The sequence below is a fragment of the Actinoplanes philippinensis genome (assembly GCF_900113015.1).
In the GTDB taxonomy this organism is placed as follows: domain Bacteria; phylum Actinomycetota; class Actinomycetes; order Mycobacteriales; family Micromonosporaceae; genus Actinoplanes; species Actinoplanes philippinensis.
Map to the genome: position 1 here is coordinate 132,765 of NZ_FONV01000002.1, position 25,694 is coordinate 158,458.

Sequence of the window (25,694 nt, forward strand, 5' to 3'; positions counted from 1 at the left end):
CGCCACCGACCCGGCACCCGGCCCGTCCCGGCCATCCGCCACCACCGACCCGGCACCCGACCCGTCCCGGCCATCCGCCACCACCGACCCGGCACCCGGCCCGTCCCGGCCATCCGCCACCACCGACCCGGCCTTCGTCTCCATCCCGCCCCCTCCCGCACAAGCTCAGCCGATCCTCGCCCCGCCCGCCACCAACGACGGCGAACCGCCGCTCACACACCTCCGACTCCCCCGTTACCGCGTTACGGGAAGGCTGAGGAACATGGCCGTCATACAGCACGGTTCTGCCACGTCGGAAGAGGTCAGGGTGAGGACGAAGGGCCTGGGTCCGACCAGTCGGGTGGGTCGGCGGGGTGCAGCTGGGGATCGTCGACGAAGAAGGTCCGGACCCTGCCGACGGGCGTGAGCGGGCCCTCGAATCGCACCGTGACACGGCCGATGCCGCTGCCCTGAACCCAGCCGGGGCCGTGCTCGTCATGCCGGACGTCCTGACCGGAGCGCCAGACCGGAACAGGCGACACGGCCGCCACACCCGACGGCGGCACCACCGCGACCGGCCCGGCACCCGACGGCACCGCCGCGACCGGCCCGGCACCCGACGGCACCGCCGCGCCGGGGCCGTCAGCAGACGACGAAGCGAACGCCTGACCGGTTGCGACCGCGGAGGTAGCGAACCCAGCGGTAGACGACGATCCCGGCCGACCAGCGCCGACAGCGGGCGGCGACTCCACCGGACCAGCTCCCGTAGCGGAGGTGGACCCTTGCAGGCCGGCCCCGGTAGCGGCCAACGGGCCGGCCCCGGTAGCGGGCGCGGACCCCACCGGAGGAATCCCCGTAACGGGCGCGGACCCCATCGAACCGGGCCCGGCGGTGGACGGAGCCCCCGGCGGATCAGACCCGGCAGCAGGCCGCGCCCGTAGTGGACCAGCCCCACCGTCTGGCGATGCCGAGACGGACGCAGCATCGTCGGATGGCTGCTCCGACGAGTCCGGATGTGGGACAGACGCCGGCGAAGCGGATCCCGTGCTCGGCGCTGATCCCGGAACAACCGGACCGGCGGCGCTCGATCCCGGCGAGACGGGCTCCGCGTCGAGTGGCCGGCCTGACGGTGGCTGCGAGGTAGCGACTCGGGACGGCGTCGGAGCGGGTGGGGCGAACGACGGCGCGGCGAACGACGGCGCGGCGGACGGCGGCGCGGCGGACGGCGGGGTGGGTGCGGGGTCCTCGGGGAAGCTGAACGGTGGTGGATCCTCGCCGGCGGCGGAGAAGAGGTCGTCCTGGGCGAAGTCGTACAGCGTGGAGACACCCACGCCGAGGAGGCGGATACCGCCCGCGGTGGGGACCTCGGTCAGCAGGCGGCGGGCCAGCTGGGCGATCAGGGCGCCGTCGTCGGTGGGCTGGTCGCGGGTCACGGCTCGGGTGACCGTGGTGAAGTCGGGGTGACGGACCTTGATGTTCACGGTGCGGCCGGTCAGGCCGCTGCGGCGGAGACGGCCGGCCACCCGGGCGGAGAGCAGGTCCAGCTCGTGGGTCAGGCGGGCCGGATCGCGGACGTCTATGTCGAAGGTCTCCTCGGCGGAGACGGACTTGGCCTCCCGGGAGCTGACCACCGGACGTGGGTCGTCGGCCCGGGCCAGGCGGAACAGGCCGTGGCCGTGCGCGGTGCCGAACCAGTCGACCAGATCCTCCAAGGAGGCGGCGGCCAGGTCGCCGACCGTGCGGATGCCGGACCGGTGCAGGCGCTGCTCGGTGGCGGGTCCGACGCCGCCGAGGCGGCGGACCGGCAGCGGGTGCAGGACCAGCAGTTCGTCGCCGGGTGGGACGATCGTGAGGCCGTCGGGCTTGTGCAGGTCGGAGCCGATCTTGGCGAGCAGTTTGCTGGAGGCGGCCCCGATCGAGCCGGTCACCCCGCCGGTGGCGGCGGCGATGTCCGCTTTCAGCCGGAGAGCCAGCGCGGTCACCGCGGGGACGCTCAGGTCGGTGCCGGTGGGGGCCAGATCGATGTACGCCTCGTCGATGCTGACCTGCTCGACCAGCGGCGACACCCCGGCCAGCAGCTCCATGACGACCGCGCTGGTCTTCTGATACGCCGGGAACCGTGGCGACAGGAAAGCCGTGTTCGGCGGACAGCGACGACGGGCCTGGGCCATCGGCATCGCCGAGTGGGCGCCGAAAGCCCGCGCCTCATACGACGCCGTGGACACCACACCACGCCCGGCCACACCGCCGACGATCACCGGCTTGCCGCGCAGCGACGGCTTGTCGCGCTGCTCGACCGCGGCGAACATCGCGTCGAGGTCGACGTGGAGAATGCTCGCTTCCCTCCTCACCCCCGCAGCCTATGCGCGGGGTATGACAATCCCGTCCGACCACCGACGACGGCCACCCGGCAGACGGCCGCAGGCGCCGCAACAGGGCGACACACGGACGGGCCGCAGGCGCCGCAACAAGGCGACACACGGACGGGCCGCAGGCGCCGCAACAAGGCGACACACGGACGGGCCGCGGGCAGCGACATGAAGGCGACGCGCGGGCGGCGACACAAGGGCGATGCGCGACGGCGGCATGAAGCGCTCCTCTCCAGCGGATTCCGCCTTCGGCGGATGGTGGCGGAGAGTAGATGCACACCCTTGGGAGCGATAACAAAAACTCGCCGGGCGACTCCGGGAGCCGCTTTACAGGTCTCCGAAAGCTGTGCCACGATACGGCTCGATCAGAAGTAAGTGGACATTCTCCCAGCTAGCGGGCACACAACACGCATTATCTTCGATATCTGCCGGTCGAGCGTGGCCATTTCGACGAAGGAAGCGAGACGGTGACGGACAGTCAGATCACGGCGGCGCGGGGCGTGTCGGACCTGGTCCGCGACGCGCAGCGTGGGAGCGTTCCCGCCCTGGATCAGCTGATCACCGGCCACCTGTCGCTGATCTACAACATCATCGGCCGCGCGCTGCACGGGCATCCGGATGTCGACGATCTGGTGCAGGACACCATGCTCCAGGCGATCAACGCGCTGGGCGGGCTGCGTGACCCGGAGCGGTTCCGGTCGTGGCTGGTGGCGATCGCGTACCGCCGGGTCCAGATGCACATGCGTACCCGGAAGATGACCCTGATGCGTCACCTGCCGGAGCCGGTGGACGTGCCGGACCCGGGCGGCGATTTCGCCGAGCGGACCACCGCCGAGCTGGTCGTCGCCGATCAGCGGCGGGAGCTGGCCGAGGCTACCCGCTGGCTGGAGGACGGTGACCGGGAGCTGCTGGGCCTCTGGTGGCAGGAGGCGCGCGGCGATCTGACCCGAGCCGAGCTGGCGGCGGCGCTGGAGGTGAAGCCGAAGCACGCCGCGGTCAAGGTGCAGCGGATGAAGGCGCAGCTGGAGCTCTCCCGCGGGGTGGTACGGGCGTTGCGGGCGAAGCCGATCTGCCCGGAGCTGTCGAGCACGATCCGGTTCTGGGACGGGACCGTCGACTCGGTGTGGCGCAAGCGGCTGGCCCGGCATGTGCGGGCCTGCCCGAAGTGCCACTTCCACCAGGCCGGGATGGTGTCGCCGGAGCGGCTGCTGCTGGGGATGGCCGCGCTGCCGGTGCCGGTGGCGCTGTGGGCCGGCATCCAGGCGGCGTTCCAGGCCGGGGCGACCGCTCCGCCGCTGATCACGACCGCCTCGCTGGCCGTTCACGTGGCGCAGCACAAGACGCTGGTCGCGGCGGTGGCGGCGGCGACCGTGGCGGTGGGCGGCGGGTTGACGTTCGCGGTGGTGAACGAGCCGGACACGCCGCGGGCCGCCGCTCCCCCGCCGGCTGCCGCGACGACTCCGCCGGCGCTGCCGTCGGCGGCCGCGCCCACGCCGACCGCCGGCGCCGTGAGCAAGGCGCCGGTGGCCCCGAGGGCCGGCACGACGGACATCTTCGTGGCGCCGGGTGGTTCGGACGACGGGGACGGCACGCAGGCCCGGCCGTACGCGTCGGTGGCCAAGGCCGTCGCGGTGGTGAAGCCGGGGCAGACGATCGCCTTACGCGCCGGCACCTACCGCCCGGCCGGTCCGATTTCGATCACCACGAGCGGCACCGCGGAAAAGCCGATCACGATCAGTGGGTACGGCTCCGAGCGCGCCATCATCGACGCCTCGGCGATCCCCGCGGACCAGTGGGCGATCACTCAGAAGGCGTCGTTCTGGACGGTGCGGGATCTGGAGGTCACCGGCGCCCGCAACGCCACCTGGACCTGCCTGGCCTGTACGAACAACACGTTCCAGCGGCTGACCGTGCACGACAACGCGGGGGTGGGGCTGATGCTGCGCGACGCCGGCACCGCGGCCAATCAGGTGCTGGACAGCGACTTCTACGCCAACCAGGGTTCGGGGCTGTCGGTGCAGTTCGGTGACGGCGACGGCAACGTGGTGCGCGGCAACCGCGCGTGGGGCAACCGCCAGGACGGCATCGACCTGGGCTCGTTCCGCAGCCGGGTGGACGTGCAGCACAACTGGTCGTACCGCAACGGCGCCAACGGGTTCGCGCTGGGTGGCGGCAGTCCGGCGGCGGCAGCCGCGCACACGGTCCGGCACAACGCCGCGTGGGGCAACGACGGGCACGGTTTCGTCGACGAGGGCAACACGGCCGCGATCGAGCTGGCCAACAACACCGCTTTCGCGAACACCGGGCTGGGTTTCTCGATGACGACAGCGCCGGCGGTGCTGCGCAACAACGCGGCGGCCGGCAACGACCGTGGCGATCAGGCGCTGTCGGCCGGGGCGAAGCCGAACAACAACAGCTGGCAGGTGGACGCGTTCCCGTTCCGCTCCGAGGACGCGTCGGTGGCCGAGGGCGCCCGGACGGCCGCCGGCGGGCTGCCCGGCACCGACTACCTGTCGACCGGCAACGGCATCGGGGCCTCGATGTCCGGCGAGTAATACAGATGCACGCTGATCGACGGAGAGGTCACACTGGCCCGCATGCACTCCGCGATCACGGTGACCCCGGCGCAGCTGCCCGACCTGCTCCTGCATGTCGCGGTGGCCCGGCCGGTGTTCCTGTGGGGCGCTCCCGGGATCGGCAAGAGCTCGCTGGTCCGTGACTTCGCCGCCTCGCTGGGGCTGGAGTGCGTCACCCTGGTCGGCACCCAGCTGGCCGCCGAGGACCTGATCGGGGTGCCGGAGCTGCACGACGGCCGCAGCCGGTTCGCGCCGCCGGAGTCGATCGCGCGCGACGAGCCGTACTGCCTGTTCCTGGACGAGCTGAACTCGTCGAGCCCGGAGGTGCAGAAGGCGTTCTACTCGCTGATCCTGGACCGCCGGATCGGCGCCTACGAGCTGCCGGCCGGGTCGATCGTGATCGGCGCCGGCAACCGGACCAGCGACAACGCGCTCGCCCGCCCGATGGCCTCGGCGCTGGTCAACCGGCTGATCCACGTGCACCTGCGGGCGTCCTGGGCGGACTGGTCGGCCTGGGCGGGCGACGCCGGCATCCACCACTGGGTGACCGGCTACCTCACCGAGCGCCCGGATCACCTGTGGTCGGCGCCGCCCAAGGTGGAGGAGGCATTCTCCACCCCGCGCAGCTGGCACATGCTCTCCGACGCGCTGCGTTCCTACGGCGACGACATCAGCGAGGAGACGCTGGGCCTGCTGGCGGCGGGCACGCTCAGCCCGGCGCACGCGACCGCCTTCGGCGGCTACGTCAAGATCGTCAGGCATCGGTACGGGCTGGACGCGATCGTCCGTGGCGACGCCGGCTGGCCGTCCCGCCCGGACGACCGGGACCTGCTCTACTTCCTGGCCGAGGCGTTCCGGGCCCGGCTGATCAAGGACCTGCCGGCCGGCAAGACGCACGCCTCGGCGAACCTGCGCCAGTTCGCGCACCGGGCCAAGGCGATGCTGGTGGAGCTGGCCGAGCTGTCGCTGGAGTGCGGCCGTCTGGTGATCGCCCCGGATCCGGACGGCAACCCGGTGCTGCCCGCCTGGTTCCTCGTCGAGGTGAGCCGTGACCTGCCGCGCCTGGTCGCGGCCCGGGCCTGAGGCCGGCCGTGGCGCGCAAGCCGAAGCGGAGCGTGGAGGCGGACCCGAACACGCTGGCCGTCCAGGAGGCGTGGGGTGAGCTGGCCGGGCACCCGCTGTTCGAGCCGATGACCGAATTCGATTATCCACGGCCGCACGCGACGGTGGAGCTCGTGACGACGCCGCTGCCCGCTCCGGCCCGGGTGTCGGCGGACGGCTCGATCGTGGTGAGCCGGGCCCGCCGCCTGGACAAGGAGGAGTGGCGCTGGGTGCTCGCGCACTGCCTGCTGCACCTGGGCTTCGACCATCTCGCGCCGCGGGCCGAGGAGGAGGACGACGCCGCTTTCCGGGCGGCGGCCTGCCTCGCGGTGGCCCGGTTCCAGCGGGCGGTGAAGCTGGGCCGGGAGCCGGATCCGCTGCCGGACCTGCTGCCCACGGCCGAGGAGGACGAGCTGGCGGCCCGGTGGCGCCGGCGGGGCGTGCCGCCGGAGCTGGCCGCCGCGCCCGACCTGGACCTGACCCCGTTCCGGTGCCGGCCGGGCGCCGAGCCGCGCTGGCCGGAGCGGTTCGCGCTGGGCCTGTCGGCGGCCGCGGTGGCCGGGGTCGAGGTGGCCGGCGGCGCCCGTGAGTCGGTGACCGGCCGGGCCACCCGACGGGAGCCGTGGGATCGGGCGATGGGCTGGTTCCTCGGGTCGTACCCGCTGCTCGGCGGGGTGGCGGCCGGGTTCACCCTGGTCGCCGAGGGGCCGCTGGCCCGGGCGTGGGGCATCTCGATCGCGGCGGTGTCGGCGGAGGCCGGCGAGATCTACGTGAACCCGTGGCGGACGCTGAGCGAGGAGGAGTGGCGGTTCGTGCTGGCCCACGAGCTGCTGCACGTGGCGCTGCGGCACGCCGACCGGGGCGGCGGCCGGGACCCGTACCTGTGGAACGTCGCCTGCGACTTCGTGATCAACGGCTGGCTGGTGGAGATGGGGGTCGGCGTGCTGCCGGACGGGGTGCTGCACGATCCCGCGTTCGCCGGCTCGTCGGCCGAGCAGGTGTACGACCGGATCGCCGGTGACCTGCGCCGGATGCGGAAGCTGTCGACGCTGCGCGGTCAGGGGGCCGGGGACATGCTCGGCGCCCCGCTGCCGTGGGCCGGGCGGCGGGGCGGCGGCGTGGACCTCGACGAGTACTGCCGCCGGGCTCTGCTGACCGGTTTCGCCTATCACCAGAGCAGTGGGCGGGGCCTGCTGCCGGCCGGGCTGGTCGCCGAGATCCGGGTTCTGGAGCAGCCGCCGGTGCCGTGGGACGTGCGGCTGGCCCGGTGGTTCGAGGAGTTCGTGCCGCTGGTCGAGCCGGTCCGGACGTACGCCCGGCCCTCGCGCCGCCAGGCCGCCACCCCGGACATTCCGCGTCCCGGGCGGCACCGGCCGGAGGAGGCGGTCCGGCGCAGCACGTTCGGTGTGGTGGTGGACACGTCCGGCTCGATGGGCACGGTGCTGATGGGCAAGGCGCTCGGCGCGATAGCGTCCTACGCGACGGCCCGGGACGTGCCGGCCGCGCGGGTGGTGTTCTGCGACGCGGCCGCCTACGACGCCGGTTACCTGCCGGTGGACGGGATCGCCGGCCGGGTCCGGGTGCGCGGCCGCGGCGGCACCGTCCTGCAGCCCGCGATCGACCTGCTGGAACGCGCCGACGACTTCCCGCCGGGCGGCCCGATCCTGGTGATCACCGACGGCGAGTGCGACGTGCTGCGGATCCGGCGCCCGCACGCCTACCTCGTGCCGCGCGGCGCCCGCCTCCCGTTCACCCCGCGCGGCCCGGTGTTCACCGTCCGCTGAGAGACGCCGCGAGGGAGACGCCCGAAGAGAAGCCCGCGGACAGGTTCGCGGAGATGTCAGCCGAGGCGTGCGCCGAGGTTCGCCGGGACGATCCAGGCCGGGTAGGGCTCGTCCGCCGGGTCGCGGTCCGGCCCGCCTGCGGCGGTGGCGCGCAGCAGCAGCGACGTGCCGTCGGCGCCGACGATCCGCAGGCCGCGGGGCACCTTGCCGCGCTGCCCGGTGGGTCCCAGGTCGGGCAGGGCGACCAGTTGCCAGGAGCGGAACTCCGGCGGGCGGACGGCGTCCAGCAGCAGCACGACCAGCACCGCGGCGCGGTCCGGCCGGTTGCCGAGGGGTGGCGGCAGGCGGTCCGGCGCCGGCAGGTCGGTCTCTTGCGGCCAGATCGCGCCCCAGAGGTACGCGAGAGCGCCGTTGACGTACCGGATCCGCAGTCCCGCCGGTGACGGCCCGCCGGGGGCGCCGTCCGTGCCGAAGCGTTCGACCGCCTCGATCTCCGGGTGGGCACAGCCGCGCAGAAGCTTGTCGATCACGTCGAGGACCTGGTTGAGGCGCAACGGCGGGGCTCCGATCGTCCGGCGGTGTCGCCGAGTCAACCGGCTTTCGGCGCGGGCCGACCGCCCACCGTGTGCGACGCGGGGTAGGTTTCGGTCATGGACCGCGTACGTGCCGCGCTGTACCTGGACTTCGACAACGTGTTCAGCGCGCTGATCAGGCAGGACCCGGATGTCGCCATCCAGTTCGCCGAGGAGCCGGGCGCCTGGCTCTCCCGGCTGACCACCTCGCTGACGGTGGAGGGGCCCCGGCGCTGGCTGATCCTGCGGTGCTACATGAATCCGGGCGGCTGGGTGCCGCACCCCGATCCGGCCTCCGGCCTGCAGCGGCTCTACTACTCGCGGTTCCGGCCGTTCTTCGTGAACGCGGGCTTCGAGGTGATCGACTGCCCGCGGCTGACGCACACGAAGAACGCGGCGGACATCCGGATGGTGGTCGACGCGGTGGACGCGCTGGCCGACCCGGTGACGTATGACGAGTTCGTGATCGCGTCAGGCGACTCGGACATGACGCCGCTGCTGGTGCGGTTGCGGCGCTCGGACCGGCGGACCACGATCGTGTCCCCGGCCGACGCGGCGCTGGCGTTCACCTCGATCGCGGACCGGTTGATCACCAGCCAGGAGCTGCTGGAGCTGGTGCAGGGCGAGCCGGTGGAGAGCGAGGAGGTGCCGGTCGCGGGGCCGGGGGAGCCGGAGTCCGAGGCGTCCTACGAGCAGTTCCGTGACCTGGTGACGTGGCGGTTCACCGCGGCGCCCGGCCCGCTCAACCTGGCCTCGCTCGCCCACGACCTGCGCCGGCAGCTGGGCACCGGGGTCGACTCGACGAACTGGTTCGGCTTCGGCGGGTTCGTCCGCGCGCTGGAGAGCCTGCGCTTGCCGTACGCCAAGTTCTCGAATCATTTCGTCTGGGACGACAGCCGGCACGGCCCGCCGGAGTCGACCGGGACGGCCGGCCCCGCGCCGGAGTCGGTGGTGCGGCTCAGTGCTCCGCTCGGCCTGCCGCGGCTGCCCCGGGAGATGTGGCCGCCGGTCTACCGGGCGCTCGCCGAGTATGCGTCGTCGCACCACTTCAACCTGACCGAGGCCACCCGCTGGGCCCGTGACCTGCTGGCCGAGCAGGGGGTGGATGTGAGCCGGTCGGCGATCGCGTTCGTCACCCGGGGCACCGCGTTCGGTGGGGCGCCGCTCTACCGGCAGCCGCCGCCGGATGCCGAGGAGATCGCCACGGCGTTCGCCGACAATGTGCTGAACAGGGCGGACGCGGCCGCGATCGCCCTCACCGACGAGGAGTGCGCCGAGGTCCGCGGCTGGCTGGGCGCCCCCGACCCGAAGGCTTAGAAGAGTCGCCGGGCCGCCGCCTGCCAGGCTTTCACCAGGTCGACGGTCTCCGGCTCGCGCAGCCACTGGATCTGGAGGCCGTCCATCATGGCGACGACCTGGGCGGCCAGCTCGCGGGGGTCGTCCACGACGCCGTCGGCGAGGGCGGCGAACTCCTCCAGGGTGCGCCGCTGGCGGGTCTTGAAGTAGGTGTGCGCCGGGTGGCCGGGGGCCAGCGACTCGGCCTCCAGCACCGCGAAGAGCCGGACGATCTCCGGTTGCTCGGCGTTGCGCCGGACCACGGCGTCGCACACCTCGGCGAGGGTGATCCGGCCGTCGGCCCAGAGCTGGTGGGCGGGGCGGCCCAGTTTCTCGGCGAGCGAGCGGGCGTCCTGCTCGTCGCGGTACTCCAGGACGGCGACGAGCAGGCTGTCCTTGGAGCCGACGTGGTGCAGCATGCCGGGCACGGTCAGCCCGCATCCGTCGGCGACGTCCTGCATCGACAGACCCCAGAAGCCCCGCTCGGCGATCAGTTTCGTGGTCATCTCGAGGATCTGCCGGCGGCGCTCGGCGGCGGGCAACCGGGCGCGGTCGCGGCGGAACGGTGGGGAGGTCTGCACAGCTCTTTCCTACCAGCAGACCCTTGCCACACCACTTCTGACCTGGCTATGTTTCTGAGGAGTTAATACCTAGTAGGTACTAGGTAGTGGATGCTCAGTAAGGACGGGACCGATGGGACTCAGCACCTCGGAACAGGCCGCGATCACCAGTGGCAAGGACTTCTGGCACACCGAGGGCGTCGAGTCCGCGGGCATCTCCTCGGTCACCGTCACCGACGGCCCGCACGGGGTCCGGATGCAGGCCTCCAGCGAGGACGTGCTGGCCGGCGTGCCCGCCACCTGCTTCCCGCCGGCCGTGGCCGGCGCCTCCACGTGGGACCCGGAGCTGCTGCGGCGGATGGGTGAGGCGCTCGGCGACGAGTGCCGCGCGCAGGACGTGGCGGTGCTGCTCGGACCCGGCGTCAACCTCAAGCGCAGCCCGCTCGGAGGCCGCAACTTCGAGTACTTCTCCGAGGACCCGATCCTCACCGGGGTGCTCGCCACCGCCTGGGTGCAGGGCCTGCAGAGCAAGGGGGTCGGCGCGTCGCTCAAGCATTTCGCGGTCAACAGCCAGGAGACCGACCGGATGCGGATCAGCGCCGACGTCGACGAGCGCACCCTGCGGGAGATGTACCTGCGGGCGTTCCACAAGGTGGTGACCCGGGCCCAGCCGTGGACCGTGATGTGCGCCTACAACCGGGTCAACGGGATCTACGCGAGCGAGCACCACTGGCTGCTCACCCAGGTGCTGCGCGGCGAGTGGGGGTTCGAGGGGCTGGTCGTCTCGGACTGGGGCGCCGTGGTCGACCGGGTCGCGTCGGTCGCGGCCGGGCTCGACCTGACCATGCCGGGGCCGGACGCGACCGGCGACGCCGCGCTGGTGGACGCCGTGGCGTCGGGACGGCTCGACCCGGCGCTGCTGGAGCGGAGCGCGGAGCTCGTACGCACGCTGGTGGAGAAGGCCGGGAAGCGGCCCGCCGGGAGCTACGACGCGGACGCCCACCACGCGCTCGCCCGGGAGATCGCCGCCCGGGCGATCGTCCTGCTGAAGAACGACGACGGCCTGCTGCCGCTCGCACCGGGCGAGAAGACCGTCGCGGTGCTCGGCGAGTTCGCCCGCACCCCCCGATACCAGGGTGGCGGCAGTTCGCAGATCACCCCGACGAGGCTCGACGACGCGCTCACCGAGATCACCGCGTCGACGTCGGCGGCCGTCACGTTCGCGCCCGGTTACACCGTCAAGGGCGAGGCCGACGAGGCGCTGCTGGCCGAGGCGGTGGCGACCGCCCGGAGCGCGGACGTGGCGATCGTCTTCGTCGGCAGCGTGCACGAGACCGAGGGCGCCGACCGGGAGTCGATCGACCTGCCCGCCCCGCAGGTCGCGCTGATCGAGCGGGTCGCCGCCGCCAATCCGGACACGATCGTGGTGCTCTCCAACGGCGCGGTCCTCGCCACCCGGCCGTGGGACGAGCACGTTCCCGCCCTGGTCGAGGGCTGGCTGCTCGGGCAGGCCGGCGGCAGCGCGCTGGCCGACGTGCTGTTCGGTCGGGTCAACCCGTCCGGGCGGCTCGCCGAGACCATCCCGGTGCGGCTCGCCGACCACCCGTCCTACCTCGACTTCCCCGGCGAGCACGGCCACGTCCGGTACGGCGAGGGCCTGCACGTCGGCTACCGCGGGTTCGACGCGCGCGGGCAGGAGGTGGCGTACCCGTTCGGCTTCGGGCTGTCGTACACCACGTTCGGCTACGGCGCGGCCCGCGCGTCGGCGACCGCCGCCGGTGTCGAGGTGCGCGTCCCGGTGACCAACACCGGCGGGCGTGACGGCCGCGAGGTGGTGCAGGTGTATGTGAGCCTGCCCGGCTCGGCGGTGCGCCGTGCCCCGCGCGAGCTGAAGGCGTTCGCCAGTGTCGAGATCGGCGCCGGCGACACCGCCGAGGTGCGGCTGACCGTCGAGCGCGAGGACCTCGCCTACTGGGACACCCGGCTCGGCCGGTGGATCGTCGAGGACGGCGAATACCTGATCGAGGTCGGCTCGTCGTCGCGGGACGTGCGCGCGTCGGTGACCGTGCACGTGGCCGGCGACCCGGCGCGGGTGCCGCTGACCACCGAGTCGAGTGTGGGCGAGTGGTTCGCCGATCCGCGCGGCGCCGAGGTGCTGGGCGCGGCGTTCGCGGCGGCCGCGAGCGAGCAGGCCGGGGGCGGGCTGATGTCGGCGATGACCGCCAACCCGGAGATGCTGATGATGCTGGGCAGTCTGCCGCTGAGCCGGATGGCCGCCTTCCCGGGCAGCCCGCTGAACGCCGGCGACCTGGACAAACTGGTCGAAGCAGCGAACTGAGGACGTTACGTTCGCGCCCGTGTGAGCAGTGCCTGGATCCGGGACACCAGCTCGCGCGGGCTGAACGGTTTCGTCACGTAGTCGTCCGCGCCCGCGCTGAACCCGCCCTCGACGTCCTGCTCCTGGACGCGGGCGGTGAGCATGATGATCAGCATGCCGGCGGTGGACGGATCGGCCCGCAGCATCCGGCACACGTCGATGCCGGAGAGCCCGGGCATCGAGACGTCCAGCACCGCCAGCGTCGGCAGCCGGGCGCGCGCCGTGTCCACCGCGGCCTGACCGTCACCGACCGCGAGAACCTCCAGGCCCGCCTGCTCCAGCTTGAAGGCCACCAGGTCGCGGATGTCGGCGTCGTCGTCAGCCACCAGGACGGTAGTCACGCGGCTTCCCCCGATCCGTTGCACTGTTGTTCGGACCATATACCGGCGAACACGGTGATGTCGGGTGATCTTTGTAAATCTGCTCCGCAACCGGGCCGCAACCGGCGTGCGCCCGGTCTGCAGCCGGCGGACGGTGTGCTGAGAGCCAGACCACACAGCGCACCACCACGGTTGGGAGGAACCGATGAACGCCACGATCGACGACATCCGCTGCGAAGCCCTCTTCGCCTCCGACCTGCAGCGCTCCTGGGCGCCCACGGCGGAGTCGATCCGGGACGCGGTCACGGACGTCGTGCACCGGATCGGCGAGAACGGATGCGCGGAACTGGTCGCCCAGGAGTTCGGGGAGCACCCCGACTGTGCGATCGGGCGGATGCGCTGGGCCCGCGACGCGATCCGGCTGGCCTTCGCCGCATGACGGACGGTCCGCCGGGCCTCTTTCGACCACGGGGTACGCGTAGCCCGTACCTCTGAAGGGGTCTGGCGCGACCGGCCGCCCGACCGTAAGCTTGCCGCCATGCGCGCACAGTTGACCATGTGGTGGCCCGCCTGACCGGCGGCCATCTCCCGCGCATCCCGCGGCCGCCTCGCTGAGGCGGCCTTTTTCGTGGCCGGATCTCGGCCCGGTGGCCCTCACCGAAACGAGGGACCATGCCCTACGCACTGCTGCACCGCGACGGCGCCGACCACGTCGACGTCCTCACCGGCGACGTCGTCACCGTGGCGGCACTCGACGACATCCCGATGACGCCCGGCACGCCGGTGCTCGCCGTCATCCCCTACCGGCAGATCACTGAGCGTGGCTTCGAGTGCGTCGACGACGGCACGCCGCTCGAATGTCTGCTGGTCAGGGCACGCCACACCGAGCCGTTGTCGAACTTCCCGCCAGGCGAGATCGCCCTGCGTGACGGCGGTTTCGATCTGTCCGACCAGGAGTACGCCGCGGTCGTCGAGGATGTGCTGCGCGACGAGATCGGGCACGGCGAAGGCGCCAACTTCGTCGTCCACCGCACCTATCAGGCCCGCTTCGAGGGCGACCCGCGGGCCGCGTTCGGCCGGCTGCTGCACGGTGAACAGGGCACCTACTGGACGTTCCTGGTCGACACCGGCAACCGGATCCTGATCGGCGCCACCCCCGAACGGCACGTCAGCGTCCTCGACGGCATCGTCATGATGAACCCGATCAGCGGCACGTTCCGGCACGGATCCGGCGACATCCTCGACTTCCTGCGTGACCCCAAGGAGATCGAGGAGCTGTACATGGTCCTCGACGAGGAACTCAAGATGATGGCCCGCGTCGCCGAGCACGGCGGGCAGGTCGCCGGGCCGTACCTCAAGGAGATGGCCCGCCTCACCCACACCGAATACCTGCTGGCCGGGCGCGGCTCCCTCGACGTGCGCCGCGTCCTGCGGGAGACCATGTTCGCCCCGACCGTCACCGGCAGCCCCATCGAGAACGCCTGCCGCGTCATCGCCCGCCACGAGCGCCGCGGCCGCCGCTACTACGCCGGGGTCCTGGCGCTGCTCGACCACGACGAGGCCGGCCGGCAGACGCTCGACGCGCCGATCCTGATCCGTACCGCCGAGATCACCCCCGACGGCCTGCTGCGGGTGCCGGTCGGCGCCACGCTGGTCCGCCATTCCACCCCCGCGGGCGAGGTGGCCGAGACCCACACCAAGGCGGCCGGCCTGCTGTCCGCGCTCGGCGCGGTTCCTTCCCACCCCGCGGCGGTACGGGCGACCGCACAGTCCCCGGCGGTCCAGCGCCTGCTCGCCGCCCGCAACGACGACCTGGCCCGCTTCTGGCTCGACTCGCGTGCCCCCGGCGCCCTGACGGTCCCGTCGCTGGCGGGCCGGCGCGCCGTGATCGTCGACGCCGAGGACACCTTCACCGCCATGCTGGCCCACCAGTTGAAGGCTCTCGGCCTGGCGGTGACCGTGCGGCCGTGGCGGTCGGTCACCGCCGGGTCCCTGCTCGACGCGGCCGATCTGGCGGTGTTCGGCCCGGGCCCCGGCGACCCGTCGGACCCCGGCGACCCGAAGATGACGGCGCTGAACGGGCTCGTCACCGCGGTGCTGGCGGCCGGACGGCCCCTCTTCGCGGTCTGCCTGGGCCAGCAGATCCTCGCCTCCCTGCTGGGCCTGCCGCTGCGCCGCCGGGACTCGCCGTATCAGGGCCTGGCCCGCGACATCGACCTCTTCGGCACGCCGCGGCGGGTCGGCTTCTACTCCAGCTTCTCGGCGGTCGCCCGGCAGAGCGTGGCGGCCACCCCCTACGGCCCGGTCACCCTCGCCGTCGACCCGTCCGACGACACCGTCCACGCCCTCCGCGGCCCCGGTTTCGCCGGCGTCCAGTTCCACCCGGAGTCGGTGCTGAGCCGCGACGGCGTGGAGATCCTCCAAGAACTCCTCCCGCCACTTCTCACCGATGTGGTTAGCCCGGCGATTCCGGGGTAGCGAGACAGTGTCGGTGGTCCAAGGTGATCGAGAGCCTCACCTTGGACCACCGACCCATTTCCGGTACGGCCCCGCGGCTGCTCCGTGGAGGGAAAGCCCGGCGGAGTGGGGCCCGGCGGGTTTATGGTCGCGAGGGATACGGGTATCCGGCTGGCGTCGCTGACCTCCGGAGGACAACCTTGGCCGAGCCACACATCACCCTGGACCCGCGGACGCTGACCCCGGTCGAGCAGAAGCTTCGCGGGCCGTTGGAGGACCAGCTCAGTTCCGCGCTTCAGGCCGCGACCGTCAAGGTCGAGCAGCACTATGCCGGAGAAAGCGTCGAGCAGGTCACCGCGATGCTCCTGGAGCAGGCCAGAGCGGGCCTGCACCCGGACATCGCCGTCGGTTTCCACCCCGACCACGAGCAGCTGCGCCACGTGGCCGAGGTGATCGTCAACCGAGCCCACTGACGGCCGCGATCGTGCACGTGCCGGGCCGGCACGTGCACGACGGGTGCGGTCAGGAGGACATGATGTCCTTGGCGGCGGGGGCCTTCAGGTCGACCGGGGTGCCGAAGTCGGAGTACTTCATGTCGAACTCGTAGGCCGGCTCCGACCCGACCGCCGGCATCGTGAACTTGTAGGCGACCAGGCGGCCGTCCTCGATGTCGGCCTGGAACGGCAGTTTCGTGGTGGCCATCTTGCCGAGCGCCTCCGTGCCGATGCCCAGCTGCTTGGCCGATTTCGTCAGGTCGATGGTGCCCTTGACGGTGTCGTCGTCGACCCACGCCACCTCGGCCGCGGACTCCAGGCTCTTCGCCATCTGGGTGGCGTCGAAGTTGCCGAGGGTGCCGAGCTGCCCGGAGCTGTCGAGCTTGCGCCACTTCTTGCCGTCGAAACCGGGCAGCCCGCCCGACTCCTTCAGCGCGATCTTGACGTAGGTGACGCCGTCGACGACGCGCAGCGTGGTGGTGCCCTCGGCGCCGGCCGAGGTGCTCTCCAGGACGAACTCGGCGTTCTTGCTCTTCGGGTCGGCGATGCCGGTCATCGTGCCCTGGGCGCCGAGGCCGACAGTGGTCTTGTAGGAGTCCTTCTGCAGCTCGGCGGTGGCCGCGGCGAGGGCGGCGGTCGCGTCCTTCTGCTTCTCGGCCGCGGCCGGCGCGCTGCCGCCGGTGGTGGAGCCGCCCTCCGTCGAGCCGGCGCAGCCGCCGGCCGCCAGCACCCCGGCAGCGACGAGCACCAAAAGCTTCTTCACAGTTGCCTCCCCGTTGAGACCCGGCACGGGCCGGGCGTCCGAGTGGGCCACTTTAGCGACAAATGCCGATCTTCACATCCCGGGGTGCCGGCGGAGGTTGAAGACGAGGTCGATGACCAGCGCGGTCCACCCGGTCTGGTGCCACGCCCCGAGCCCGGCCCCGTTGTCGCCGTTGAAGTACTCCGGGAAGACGATCAGGTCCTTCCAGTCGGGGTGGTTCTGGAACAGGTCGGTGGCGCCGTAGATGGGCCGCCGTCCGGTCTCCGGGTCGGGCACGAACAGGGCGATCAGCCGGCGCGACAGGTCGTCGGCGATCTCGGTGAGCCCGGCCTTGCTCTGCGAACCGGTGGGGTACTCGGCCTTCAGGTCGTCGCCGTAGAACTCGGCGTACTCCCGGAGCGCCTGGACCAGCAGATAGTTGACCGGCATCCAGACCGGGCCGCGCCAGTTGGAGTTGCCGCCGAACAGGCCGCTGGTGCTCTCGGCCGCCTCGTAGCCGACGGTGAAGTGCGAGCCGCCGAGGGTCACGGTGAACGGTTTCTCCAGGTGCGCGCGGGACAGGGTGCGCAGCCCGTACGGCGAGAGGAACTCCTCCGGGTCGAGCAGCCGGGCCAGGATCCGCAACAGCTGGTCCTGGCCCACCATGCTGAGGAGGCGCTGCCGGCGCCGGTCGGCGCCGCCGAGCCGCCGCGCGCTGATCACGTCGCCGAACTCGCCGCGGTGGTGCAGCATCCAGCGGACCCGGGCGCTGATCTCGGGCAGCCGGTTGAGGGTGTCCGCGGTGAGCCGGGTGGTGGCGGCGAGCGGCAGCAGGCCCACGATGGAGCGTGCCTTGAGCGGCACCCGGTGGCCGTCGGGCAGGCGCAGCACGTCGTAGAAGAAGCTGTCCTCCTCGTCCCACAGCCCCTGCCGGTAGGCGGCCTCCGCGATGTACGTGAAGTGCTCGAAGAACTTGGTGGCCATGTCCTCGTACGCCCGGTCGTGCAGCGCCAGCAGGATCGCCATGTCGAGCAGGTTCAGCGCGTACATGGCCATCCAGCCGGTGCCGTCGGACTGTTCGAGCACACCGGCGACCGGCAGCGCCGCCGACCTGTCGAACGGGCCGACGTTGTCCAGGCCGAGGAAGCCGCCCTCGAAGACGTTGTTGCCGCCGACGTCCTTGCGGTTGACCCACCAGGTGAAGTTGAGCAGCAGCTTGTGCATCACCCGGGACAGGAAGTCGAAGTCACGACCGCCGTCGATCTTGAACACCTGCAGCGCCGCCCACGCGTGTACGGGCGGGTTGACGTCGGAGAACGACCACTCGTACGCCGGGATCTGCCCGTTGGGGTGCATGTACCACTCGCGGAGAAGCAGCAGGAGCTGGGACTTCGCGAAGCCGGGATCGACGCGCGCGATGCTGACGCAGTGGAAGGCCAGGTCCCACGCGGCATACCAGGGGTACTCCCACGGATCGGGCATGCTGATCACGTCGAAGCTGTTCATGTGCCACCAGTTGTGGTTGCGCCCGTAGCGCCGGCCCGGTGGCGGCGGCGCGTTGCCGGGGTCGCCGTGCAACCACTGCTTCACGTCGAAGTGGTAGAACTGCTTGCCCCACATGAGACCGGCGACGGCCTGGCGGGCGACGTCCCTCTCGGCGGCGGTCGCCGTCTCCGGCAGCACCTCGGCGAAGAACTCGTCGGCCTCGGCGCTGCGCGCGGCCATCACCGCGGCCCAGCCGTCCCCCAGGTCCGCGGGCGGCAACGGGCGCTCGCTCTGGGTCAGCCGCAGCCGGAGGGTACGGGTCTCGCCCGCCCCCATCCACAGCCGGTAGTGCAGCGCCCCCTTGGTGCCGACGCCGTCCGGGTTGACCGTCGGCGTGTGGTGGATCAGGTGGTCGTTGATGCCGTCCTTCGGGTATGGACTGCGCCCCGGCAGCCCCCACAGGCGCTGCGAGTTCGTCTCGTTGTCGCACATCAGCGCGACCGGCGCGCCGTGGGCGTCGAGGGTGATGTGGCCGAGCGACCGGTGCTGCCCCTGGAGCCGCCCGGGTGTGCCGGTGATGGCCGGTGTCTGCCGCCCGGGCAGCCCCCACGACCAGGTGTTGCGGAACCACAGGGTGGGCAGCACGTGCAGGATCGCCGGGTCGGGCCCGCGGTTGCTGACGGTGATCGCGATGCAGACGTCGGCGGGGCCCGCCTTGGCGTAGTCGACGGTGACCGCCCAGAACCGGTCGGAGTCGAAGATGCCGGTGTCGACCAGCTCGTACTCCGCCTCGTTGCGGGTGCGGGCGCCGTTGACCCGGACCAGTTCGTCGTAGGGGAACGCGGCCTGCGGGTAGTGGTACCGCCAGCGCATCCACGAGTGGGTGGGCGTGGAGTCCTGATACCACCAGTAGTCCTTGGCGTCCTCGCCGTGGTTGCCGCCGTCGCCGCCGAGGCCGAACATCCGCTCCTTGAGGATCGGGTCCCTGCCGTTCCAGAGGGCGAGCGCGAAGGCGAACGTCTGCCGGTCGTCGCAGAGGCCGGCCATGCCGTCCTCGTTCCAGCGGTACGCCCGGGAGCGCGCGTGATCGTGCGGGAAGTAGTCCCAGGCCGTGCCGTGCTCGCTGTAGTCCTCCCGGACGGTCCCCCAGGCACGCTCCGCCAGGTACGGACCCCACGCCCGCCAAGGCTGCTCACCGGAATCGGCCTGCGCCAGGCGTACGCGTTCCGACACGTCCGTTCTCACCCCCACCATCCCGGAGTCGATCACACTGAAGACTGTCACGCCGATGTGTCAAGCGTGTAAGGCTCCGACCGGTTAGGGGTTTGTCCCGTGCCTACGGCCCGCCCGATCAGCTTCGGTCCTCAGGTCTGTGCCCGCCTCGCTGAGGGCTCCACACGGGAGTGGCTGGTACCCGATGGAGCCGGTGGGTATGCCATGGGAACGGTCAGCGGTCTGCGTACCCGGCGCTACCACGGCCTGCTGATCGTCGCGGGAGACACTCCGGCGTCGCGCCGTCTGGGCCTGGCCGCCCTCGATCCGGTCGTCACCCTGCCGTCCGGCGCGGTCGTCCGGCTCGGCGTGCACGAGTGGTCGGACGGCGCGGTCGCTCCGGCCGGGCACCGGCTGCTCGCCGGGTTCACGCTGATCGACGGGGTGCCGCGGTGGCGGTGGCGGCTCGGCGACGTGGTGGTGGAGCGGGAGATCGCCGCCGTGCCCGGCCGGCCCGCGATCGCGATCGTGCACCGCCTGGTCGCCGGCGGCCCGGTCCGGCTCACCCTGGAGGCTCTCTGCACCTGGCGGGACGTGCACGGCGAGCGGACCGCGGAGGGCCCGCCCCCGGCGGTCGCCGCGACGGCGGACGGCTGCGTGGTCGAGGGCGCCTACCGGATCAGCGGGCCGGGCTTCACCCCGGGCGGCGAGTGGTTCCGCGGCGTCCGGCACCGGGCGGAGGACGAGCGGGGCCTCAACCCTGCCGAGGATCTGTGGTACGCGGGGAGCTTCCACGCCGATCTGGGCCGTCCCGGCGAGATCGCGGAGGTGTCGGCGTGGGCGGGCGGGCTGGACGACCCGCCGCCGGCGGCCGGCCGGTCCGTGACGGCCGCGCGGCTGCGCAACCGGGAGGTCGTGGCCGCTGCCGCGCCCGCCGACGAGACCCAGGCGACGCTGGCGCTGGCCGCCGACGCGTTCGTGGTGCGCACCGGCACCGGGCCGGACGTGGTGGCCGGCTACCCGTGGTTCGGGTCGTGGTCACGGGACACGATGATCGCCTACGAGGGGCTGTTCCTGTCCACCAACCGGGCCGCCGAGGGGCGGGAGCTGCTCCGCGCCTACGCCGGCACGCTGTCCGAGGGGATGCTGGCGAACACCGCGGACACCGGCGCCGTCGAGTACAACACCGTCGACGGCACGCTGTGGTTCCTGCACGCGATCGGCCGGCACGTGGCGGTCGCCGGCGACGACGACCTGGCCGCCGAGCTGCTGCCGCTGCTGCGTGACGTGGTCACCCACCACCTGTCCGGCACGCGGTACGGGATCCGCGCCGACCCGGCCGACGGGCTGCTCCGGGCGGGTGCGCCGGGAGCGGCTCTGACCTGGATGGACGCCCGCGTCGACGGGGTTCCGGTGACCGCCCGCGCCGGCAAGCCGGTCGAGGTGAACGCACTGTGGATCAACGGGCTGGCGACGGTGATGGAGCTGTCCGCCCGTACCGGGATCCCGCCCGGCCCCGCCGAACGCGCCTGCCCGCAGGCCCGGGAGGGGTTCGGCAGGCGCTATCCGGCGCCCGGCGGCCTGCTGCACGACGTGGTCGGCGGGGCCGAGGGCGCCGACCCGGTGCTGCGCCCCAACCAGTTGCTCGCCTGGTCGCTGCCGCACGCCCCGGCCCGCCCGGACCGGGCCGTCCTCGACCGGCTCGGCGCCGTGCTGCTCACCCCGCTCGGGCCGCGCAGCCTGGCGCCGGGCGAGCGCGGGTACTCCGGACGGCATCGCGGCACACCGGCCGAGCGGGACACCGCGTACCACACCGGAACCGTCTGGCCGTGGCTGACCGGGCCGTGGGTGACCGCCCTGCGCCGGGTCGGCGCAAGCGGCGAGGACCTGCTCGCCGACGCCGAGGCCCACCTGTCCGAGCACGGGCTCGGCTCGATCTCGGAGACCGCCGACGGCGACCCGCCGCACCGGGCCACCGGCTGTCCCTTCCAGGCCTGGTCGGTGGCCGAGCACCTGCGCGCCCGGCGGCTCTGACACCCGGACCGCCCCGGTTCTGCACCCGGGCGGCAACCCGGCTCCGGCAGGCTCATCTGGTGCGACGAGACCGGTGGGCCGAGAGCGCGTGGCTGAGCGCCCTGGTGATCAGCATCGTGCTGCGGGTCGTCCTCGACCGCGCGGGCTACGACTATCTGGTCACGGTGGCGCCGTACATGCTGGTCAGCTTCGCGACCCCGTTCGTCATCCTGGCCGGCACGCTGCGGCACCGGCCACCGCACCGGGCGGGCTGGTTCCTGATGGTGGCCGCGCAGCTCTTCTACGCCGCCGCCGACACCCTGACCGTGCTCGACGACTGGCTGTCCGGCGAGTTCCTCGAACCCACCCCGGCCGACCTGCTGTACTTCGCCTACTACCTGCTCATCGCGTCGGCGGTGCTGCTGTTCATCCGGCGCCGCAGCCCCGGCTGGGACATGCCGAGCATGATCGACGCGCTGATCGTGGCGGTCAGCGCCGGCCTGATCACCTGGGTCTTCGTGCTCCAGCCGCTGACCTCGAACTCCGAGCTGCCGCTGCCCGCGAAGCTGACCCAGTCGGCGTACCCCGTCCTCGATCTGATGCTGTTGATCCTCGCGGTCCGCCTGGCGATCGGCACCGGCACCCGCGGCTCGGTCCTCTACCTGCTGCTCGGCAGCCTGGTCCTGATGCTCGCCGTGGACACCTGCTACCTGGTGCAGAACATCGTCGACGGCGGCGGGGTGTCCGAGACGTACCTGGACGCCGTCTGGATGGCGTCGCTCGGCCTGCTCGGCAGCGCGGCCCTGCACCCCGGGGTCCGGCAGTTCGACCGGCGCAGCGGCACCGCCCTGCCGGACGCGTCCCCGGCCCGGCTGGGCATCCTCGCCGTCGCCGTGCTGATGGCCCCCGGCGTCCAGGTCGCCGTCTGGCTGCTCGGGTGGCCGCTCAACATCCCGCTGATCAGCGGCAGCTGCGCGGTCATGTTCCTGCTGGTGATGGCCCGGATGGCGGGGCTCGTCGGGGCCCAGCGCCGGGCCGCGATCACCGACTCGCTGACCGGGCTGCGCACCCGCCGCTTCTTCGCCGAGGCCCTCGGCGGGGAGTGCCGGCGCGCCGCCCGGACCGGGCACCCGGTCGGCCTGCTCGTGATCGACGTCGACCACTTCAAGAGGATCAACGACGGGTACGGCCACCCGGCCGGCGACCAGGTGCTGCGCGAGGTGGCCCGCCGTCTCACCGCGGCGTCCCGGGCCGGTGGCGTGGTCGCCCGCTACGGCGGCGAGGAGTTCGTGGTGCTCGCCCCGCACACCGGCACCGACGAGCTGCTCACCCTGGCCGAACGCTTCCGCACCGAGGTCGCCGGCCTGCCCGTCGACATCGGCGGCGACCTGCTGTCGGTGACCGTCTCGGTGGGCGCCGCGGCGGCCGTCCAGCCGGACGAGGAGGCGCTGCTCCGCGCCGCCGACGAGGCCCTTTACGCCGCCAAGGCCGCGGGCCGCAACCGTTCCGTGCTGGCCGACGCCCCGGTGCCGGCCACCCGGGCCTGATCAGGCCAGCCAGCCCGGTCGGATCAGGCCGGCCTCGTAGGCGACGATCACCAGCTGCGCCCGGTCGCGGGCGCCCAGCTTGATCATCGTGCGGCTGACGTGGGTCTTCGCGGTGGCCGGGCTGATCACCAGGCGGGCGGCGATCTCGTCGTTCGACAGGCCCTCGCCGACCAGCACCAGCACCTCGCGCTCCCGGTCGGTGAGCTGGTCCAGGTCGCGGGGCGGCGCGGGCGGGCGGCCGTGCGCGACGGCCGCGGCGGCGAACGAGCCGATCACCCGGCGGGTGACGCCCGGCGACAGCAGCCCGTCCCCGGCGGCGACCGCCCGCACGCCCCGCAGCAGGTCCACCGGCTCGGTGTCCTTCACCAGGAACCCGGAGGCCCCGGCCCGCAACGCCTCGAACACGTACTCGTCGAGCTCGAACGTGGTCAGGATGACGACCCGGGTGGCGGCCAGCGCCGGGTCCGCGGCGATCCGCCGGGTGGCCTCCAGCCCGTCCACCCCGGGCATCCGGATGTCCATCAGCACCACGTCCGGCCGGGTCTCTCGCACCACCTCGACCGCCCGCAGACCGTCGGCCGCCTCACCGACCACCTCGATGCCCGGCTCGGCGTCGAGCAGCGCCCGGAAGCCCGCCCGCACCAGCGCCTGGTCGTCCGCCAGCACCACCGAGATCATCCGGCCTCCCCCGTCCGTCCGCTGTCCGGCCCCACACTGCCACCCGCCGTGCCGGTCTCGCCCACGCCCGCCTTCCCCGCTCGCCCGGCACCCGGGGTGGCCGGGCGCGCCGCGTCCGGCGTCCCGCCCGGATCCGCGCCCGGCGTCAGCGGGAGGACCGCGCTGACCCGGTAATCGCCGGTCCCGTCGGCGCACGGCCCGGCCGTCAGGGTGCCGCCCAGGCTCTCGGCCCGGGCCCGCATGCCGGTCAGGCCGCTCGCATCCCCCGCGGGCGGGGCCGCGCCGATCACCCCGGTGTTCGTTATCGACAGGTGCAGCGCGCCCGGGGCGTGCCGGATCTCGACCACCGCGGCCGGATCGGGCCCGGCGTGCTTGCGGACGTTCGTCAGTGACTCCTGGACGATCCGGTAGGCGGCGCGATCGACCTCGGCGGGCAGATCCCGCGGCTCGCCGAGGATCGCGGTGCGGACCGGGAACCCCGCGTCGGCGGTCAGGTCGCTCAGCCGGCTCAGGCCCAGCGCGGGCTGGCGGGGCGCGGCCTCCCCCTCGGTCCGTAGGACCCCCAGCACCGAACGGACCTCCCGCAGCGCCTCCGCGCTCGCCGCCTTGATCGCGGAGAGGGCCTCACGGGCCTGCTCCGGGCGGCTGTCCATCAGGTGCAGGCCCACGCCGGCCTGCACGTTGATCAGCGACAGGTGGTGGCCCAGGACGTCGTGCAGCTCGCGCGCCATCCGCAGCCGCTCCTCGGAGGCCTGGCGGCGTTTCTGCTCGGCCCGGGCCCGTTCCTGCTCCTCGTGGGCGCGGGCCAGGGCGGCCAGTTGCTCGTGCCGGACCTTCGACACCGTGCCAGCCAGCACCGCCACAGCGAGCCCGACCCCGGCGAGCAGCGCCTCGCGCAGGCTGGGCGTGACTGCGGCGGGCAGGCCGAGCGGCCCGGCCAGGACCACGTCGAGCAGCAGGTAGAGCAGCCAGGCCACCGCCGCGCCGATCGACGCCTCGGTCCGCCGGCCCGCCTTGGCCAGCGCGAACAGGGCCAGGGCGGGGGCCACCGCGTACATCCACCAGGGGTCGGCGTGGGTGGCGAACAGCAGCGAGGCCGACGCGGCGACCACGAAGACGGCGAGCGGGGCGCGGCGTTTCCAGAACAGCGCGACCGGGCCGGCGACCAGCAGCAGGTAATACAGCACCGGCGAGGTGAGGTGCACGCCGCCTCGGTCGGCGAGATTGTCCGCCCCGGCGAGATGGAAGATCGAGGCGGCGATCACCGCGCCGGGCGGCCAGCCGTTGTGCCCGTGGCGCCGCGCACGCTGCCACGGTGGACCGCCCCGGCGGCCGGGCCACTCCGGATCGCCGGGCGCCCGCCACCGGCCCACCTGCCTCATCCGCCGAACCTACGTCAGCGACACGATCGCGGCATCGGCCGGCGGGCGCGCTTCACGCCTACGACCCCGGGATCACACCGCCGCACCCGCGTACTCCTCCGGGCGTACCCCGAAGATCGGAAACGGCGCGGGATGCGCCGGACGGATGCCTCCCCGGGCCGACGCCGGCGGCCGTCGCGCGGCCGATGCTGGAGCGGTACCCGACAGAACCGCCGGAGGAGAAGCCATGCACCCCCAGGGAACGGCCCGCCTGCGTACGTCCGACACCGAGCGGGAGGAGGTCGCCGAGATCCTGCGCGCCGCGATGGCCGAGGGCCGGCTGGACCTGACCGAGGGCGAGGAGCGGCTGGCCACCGCGTACGCCGCCAAGTTCCGTGACGAGCTGGCCCCGCTCACCGCCGACCTGCCTTTCGGGGGCCGGCAGGCGCTGGCCCGGACCCCGGCCGCCCGGGCCGCGACCCGCCGCTCGGTGAGCCGGCACGCCAGCCTCGTCCTGATCATCGCAGGCGTCCTCACCGGAGTGTGGATGCTGTCGAACGCCACCTTCTTCTGGCCGGCCATCCCGCTGACGTTCCTGGTGATCGGCCTGTTCAAGCACGCCCGGTACGGCCGCTGGCGCCCCGAGTACTCGTTCGGCCACCACCACCGGCACTGACCGCCCGCTGTCGGGTGGCCGACCCCACGTGCGACACGCCAATCCGATCGTTGATC

The 25,694-nt window shown here is 72.8% G+C and carries 19 protein-coding genes; 11 read left to right on the forward strand and 8 right to left on the reverse strand.

The annotated features are described in order from the left end of the window. Positions 1-302: 302 nt before the first annotated feature. Positions 303-2,330 (reverse strand): DNA polymerase IV, encoded by a 2,028-nt coding sequence (locus tag BM290_RS49505; protein WP_239143368.1) that lies wholly within the window; start codon positions 2,328-2,330, stop codon positions 303-305. A gap of 485 nt (positions 2,331-2,815) precedes the next feature. Between BM290_RS49505 and BM290_RS04090 the strand changes: the two genes are divergently transcribed. Genes BM290_RS04090 through BM290_RS04100 form a run of 3 tightly spaced genes read left to right on the forward strand, consistent with a single transcriptional unit; the run spans position 2,816 to position 7,809 of the window. Beyond that, complete coding sequence (locus tag BM290_RS04090) at positions 2,816-4,903, forward strand: sigma-70 family RNA polymerase sigma factor (protein ID WP_239143372.1); 2,088 nt, start codon at positions 2,816-2,818, stop codon at positions 4,901-4,903. A gap of 60 nt (positions 4,904-4,963) precedes the next feature. Beyond that, positions 4,964-6,007, forward strand: a complete 1,044-nt coding sequence (locus BM290_RS04095; RefSeq protein WP_093611159.1) for an ATP-binding protein — start codon at positions 4,964-4,966, stop codon at positions 6,005-6,007. 32 nt (positions 6,008-6,039) lie between these two features. Continuing rightward, positions 6,040-7,809 (forward strand): vWA domain-containing protein, encoded by a 1,770-nt coding sequence (locus BM290_RS04100; protein ID WP_425319626.1) that lies wholly within the window; start codon positions 6,040-6,042, stop codon positions 7,807-7,809. A gap of 56 nt (positions 7,810-7,865) precedes the next feature. Here the strand turns inward: BM290_RS04100 and BM290_RS04105 are convergent, their stop codons facing one another. Then, positions 7,866-8,363 (reverse strand): hypothetical protein, encoded by a 498-nt coding sequence (locus BM290_RS04105; RefSeq protein WP_093610155.1) that lies wholly within the window; start codon positions 8,361-8,363, stop codon positions 7,866-7,868. Positions 8,364-8,459: 96 nt separating this feature from the next. Between BM290_RS04105 and BM290_RS04110 the strand changes: the two genes are divergently transcribed. Beyond that, positions 8,460-9,698, forward strand: coding sequence for an NYN domain-containing protein (locus BM290_RS04110; RefSeq protein WP_093610157.1), 1,239 nt, complete (start codon positions 8,460-8,462; stop codon positions 9,696-9,698). Here BM290_RS04110 and BM290_RS04115 read toward each other — a convergent pair. Continuing rightward, entirely contained in the window at positions 9,695-10,297 is a 603-nt protein-coding gene (locus BM290_RS04115; RefSeq protein WP_239143373.1) for a TetR/AcrR family transcriptional regulator, read from the reverse strand. The two genes, BM290_RS04110 and BM290_RS04115, sit on opposite strands and share 4 nt — an antisense overlap. A 112-nt stretch (positions 10,298-10,409) precedes the next feature. On the opposite strand from BM290_RS04115, the gene BM290_RS04120 reads away from it, so the two are divergent. Continuing rightward, on the forward strand, positions 10,410-12,614 hold the full coding sequence (locus tag BM290_RS04120) for a glycoside hydrolase family 3 C-terminal domain-containing protein (protein WP_093610159.1): 2,205 nt from the start codon (positions 10,410-10,412) through the stop codon (positions 12,612-12,614). Between the two features lie 5 nt (positions 12,615-12,619). On the opposite strand, the gene BM290_RS04125 is transcribed toward BM290_RS04120, so the two are convergent. Beyond that, positions 12,620-12,994 carry a response regulator gene (locus BM290_RS04125; RefSeq protein WP_093610161.1) on the reverse strand — a complete coding sequence of 125 codons (375 nt, stop codon included), beginning with the start codon at positions 12,992-12,994 and terminating at the stop codon, positions 12,620-12,622. Positions 12,995-13,178: 184 nt separating this feature from the next. Between BM290_RS04125 and BM290_RS04130 the strand changes: the two genes are divergently transcribed. The 3 genes from BM290_RS04130 to BM290_RS04140 all read left to right on the forward strand — a co-directional run bounded on the left by BM290_RS04130 (position 13,179) and on the right by BM290_RS04140 (position 15,903). After that, the gene (locus tag BM290_RS04130; protein ID WP_093610163.1) at positions 13,179-13,412 is read left to right on the forward strand and encodes a hypothetical protein; all 234 of its coding nucleotides are present in this window, start codon (positions 13,179-13,181) and stop codon (positions 13,410-13,412) included. A 233-nt stretch (positions 13,413-13,645) separates the two neighbouring features. Next, positions 13,646-15,451: a chorismate-binding protein gene (locus BM290_RS04135; RefSeq protein WP_093610165.1), complete on the forward strand. Its 1,806-nt coding sequence runs from the start codon at positions 13,646-13,648 to the stop codon at positions 15,449-15,451. 179 nt (positions 15,452-15,630) lie between these two features. After that, on the forward strand, positions 15,631-15,903 hold the full coding sequence (locus BM290_RS04140; protein ID WP_093610167.1) for a hypothetical protein: 273 nt from the start codon (positions 15,631-15,633) through the stop codon (positions 15,901-15,903). A 49-nt stretch (positions 15,904-15,952) separates the two neighbouring features. Here the strand turns inward: BM290_RS04140 and BM290_RS04145 are convergent, their stop codons facing one another. Both BM290_RS04145 and BM290_RS04150 read right to left on the reverse strand, forming a co-directional pair. Continuing rightward, positions 15,953-16,687: a hypothetical protein gene (locus BM290_RS04145; protein ID WP_143133610.1), complete on the reverse strand. Its 735-nt coding sequence runs from the start codon at positions 16,685-16,687 to the stop codon at positions 15,953-15,955. Positions 16,688-16,759: 72 nt separating this feature from the next. Next, entirely contained in the window at positions 16,760-19,405 is a 2,646-nt protein-coding gene (locus BM290_RS04150) for an MGH1-like glycoside hydrolase domain-containing protein (RefSeq protein WP_093611165.1), read from the reverse strand. 183 nt (positions 19,406-19,588) lie between these two features. Here BM290_RS04150 and BM290_RS04155 point away from each other — a divergent pair, with 183 nt between their 5' ends. After that, on the forward strand, positions 19,589-21,397 hold the full coding sequence (locus BM290_RS04155) for an amylo-alpha-1,6-glucosidase (protein ID WP_239143374.1): 1,809 nt from the start codon (positions 19,589-19,591) through the stop codon (positions 21,395-21,397). Positions 21,398-21,456: 59 nt separating this feature from the next. Continuing rightward, positions 21,457-22,923 (forward strand): GGDEF domain-containing protein, encoded by a 1,467-nt coding sequence (locus tag BM290_RS04160; RefSeq protein WP_239143375.1) that lies wholly within the window; start codon positions 21,457-21,459, stop codon positions 22,921-22,923. Here the strand turns inward: BM290_RS04160 and BM290_RS04165 are convergent, their stop codons facing one another. Further along, positions 22,924-23,601, reverse strand: a complete 678-nt coding sequence (locus BM290_RS04165) for a response regulator (protein WP_093610173.1) — start codon at positions 23,599-23,601, stop codon at positions 22,924-22,926. Further along, a complete protein-coding gene (locus tag BM290_RS04170; protein ID WP_093610175.1) occupies positions 23,598-24,983 on the reverse strand; it encodes a sensor histidine kinase in 1,386 nt (461 codons plus the stop codon). Before BM290_RS04170 ends, BM290_RS04165 begins: the two co-directional genes overlap by 4 nt. Positions 24,984-25,209: 226 nt before the next feature. Between BM290_RS04170 and BM290_RS04175 the strand changes: the two genes are divergently transcribed. Beyond that, complete coding sequence (locus BM290_RS04175) at positions 25,210-25,638, forward strand: DUF1707 SHOCT-like domain-containing protein (protein WP_093610177.1); 429 nt, start codon at positions 25,210-25,212, stop codon at positions 25,636-25,638. Positions 25,639-25,694 lie beyond the last annotated feature (56 nt).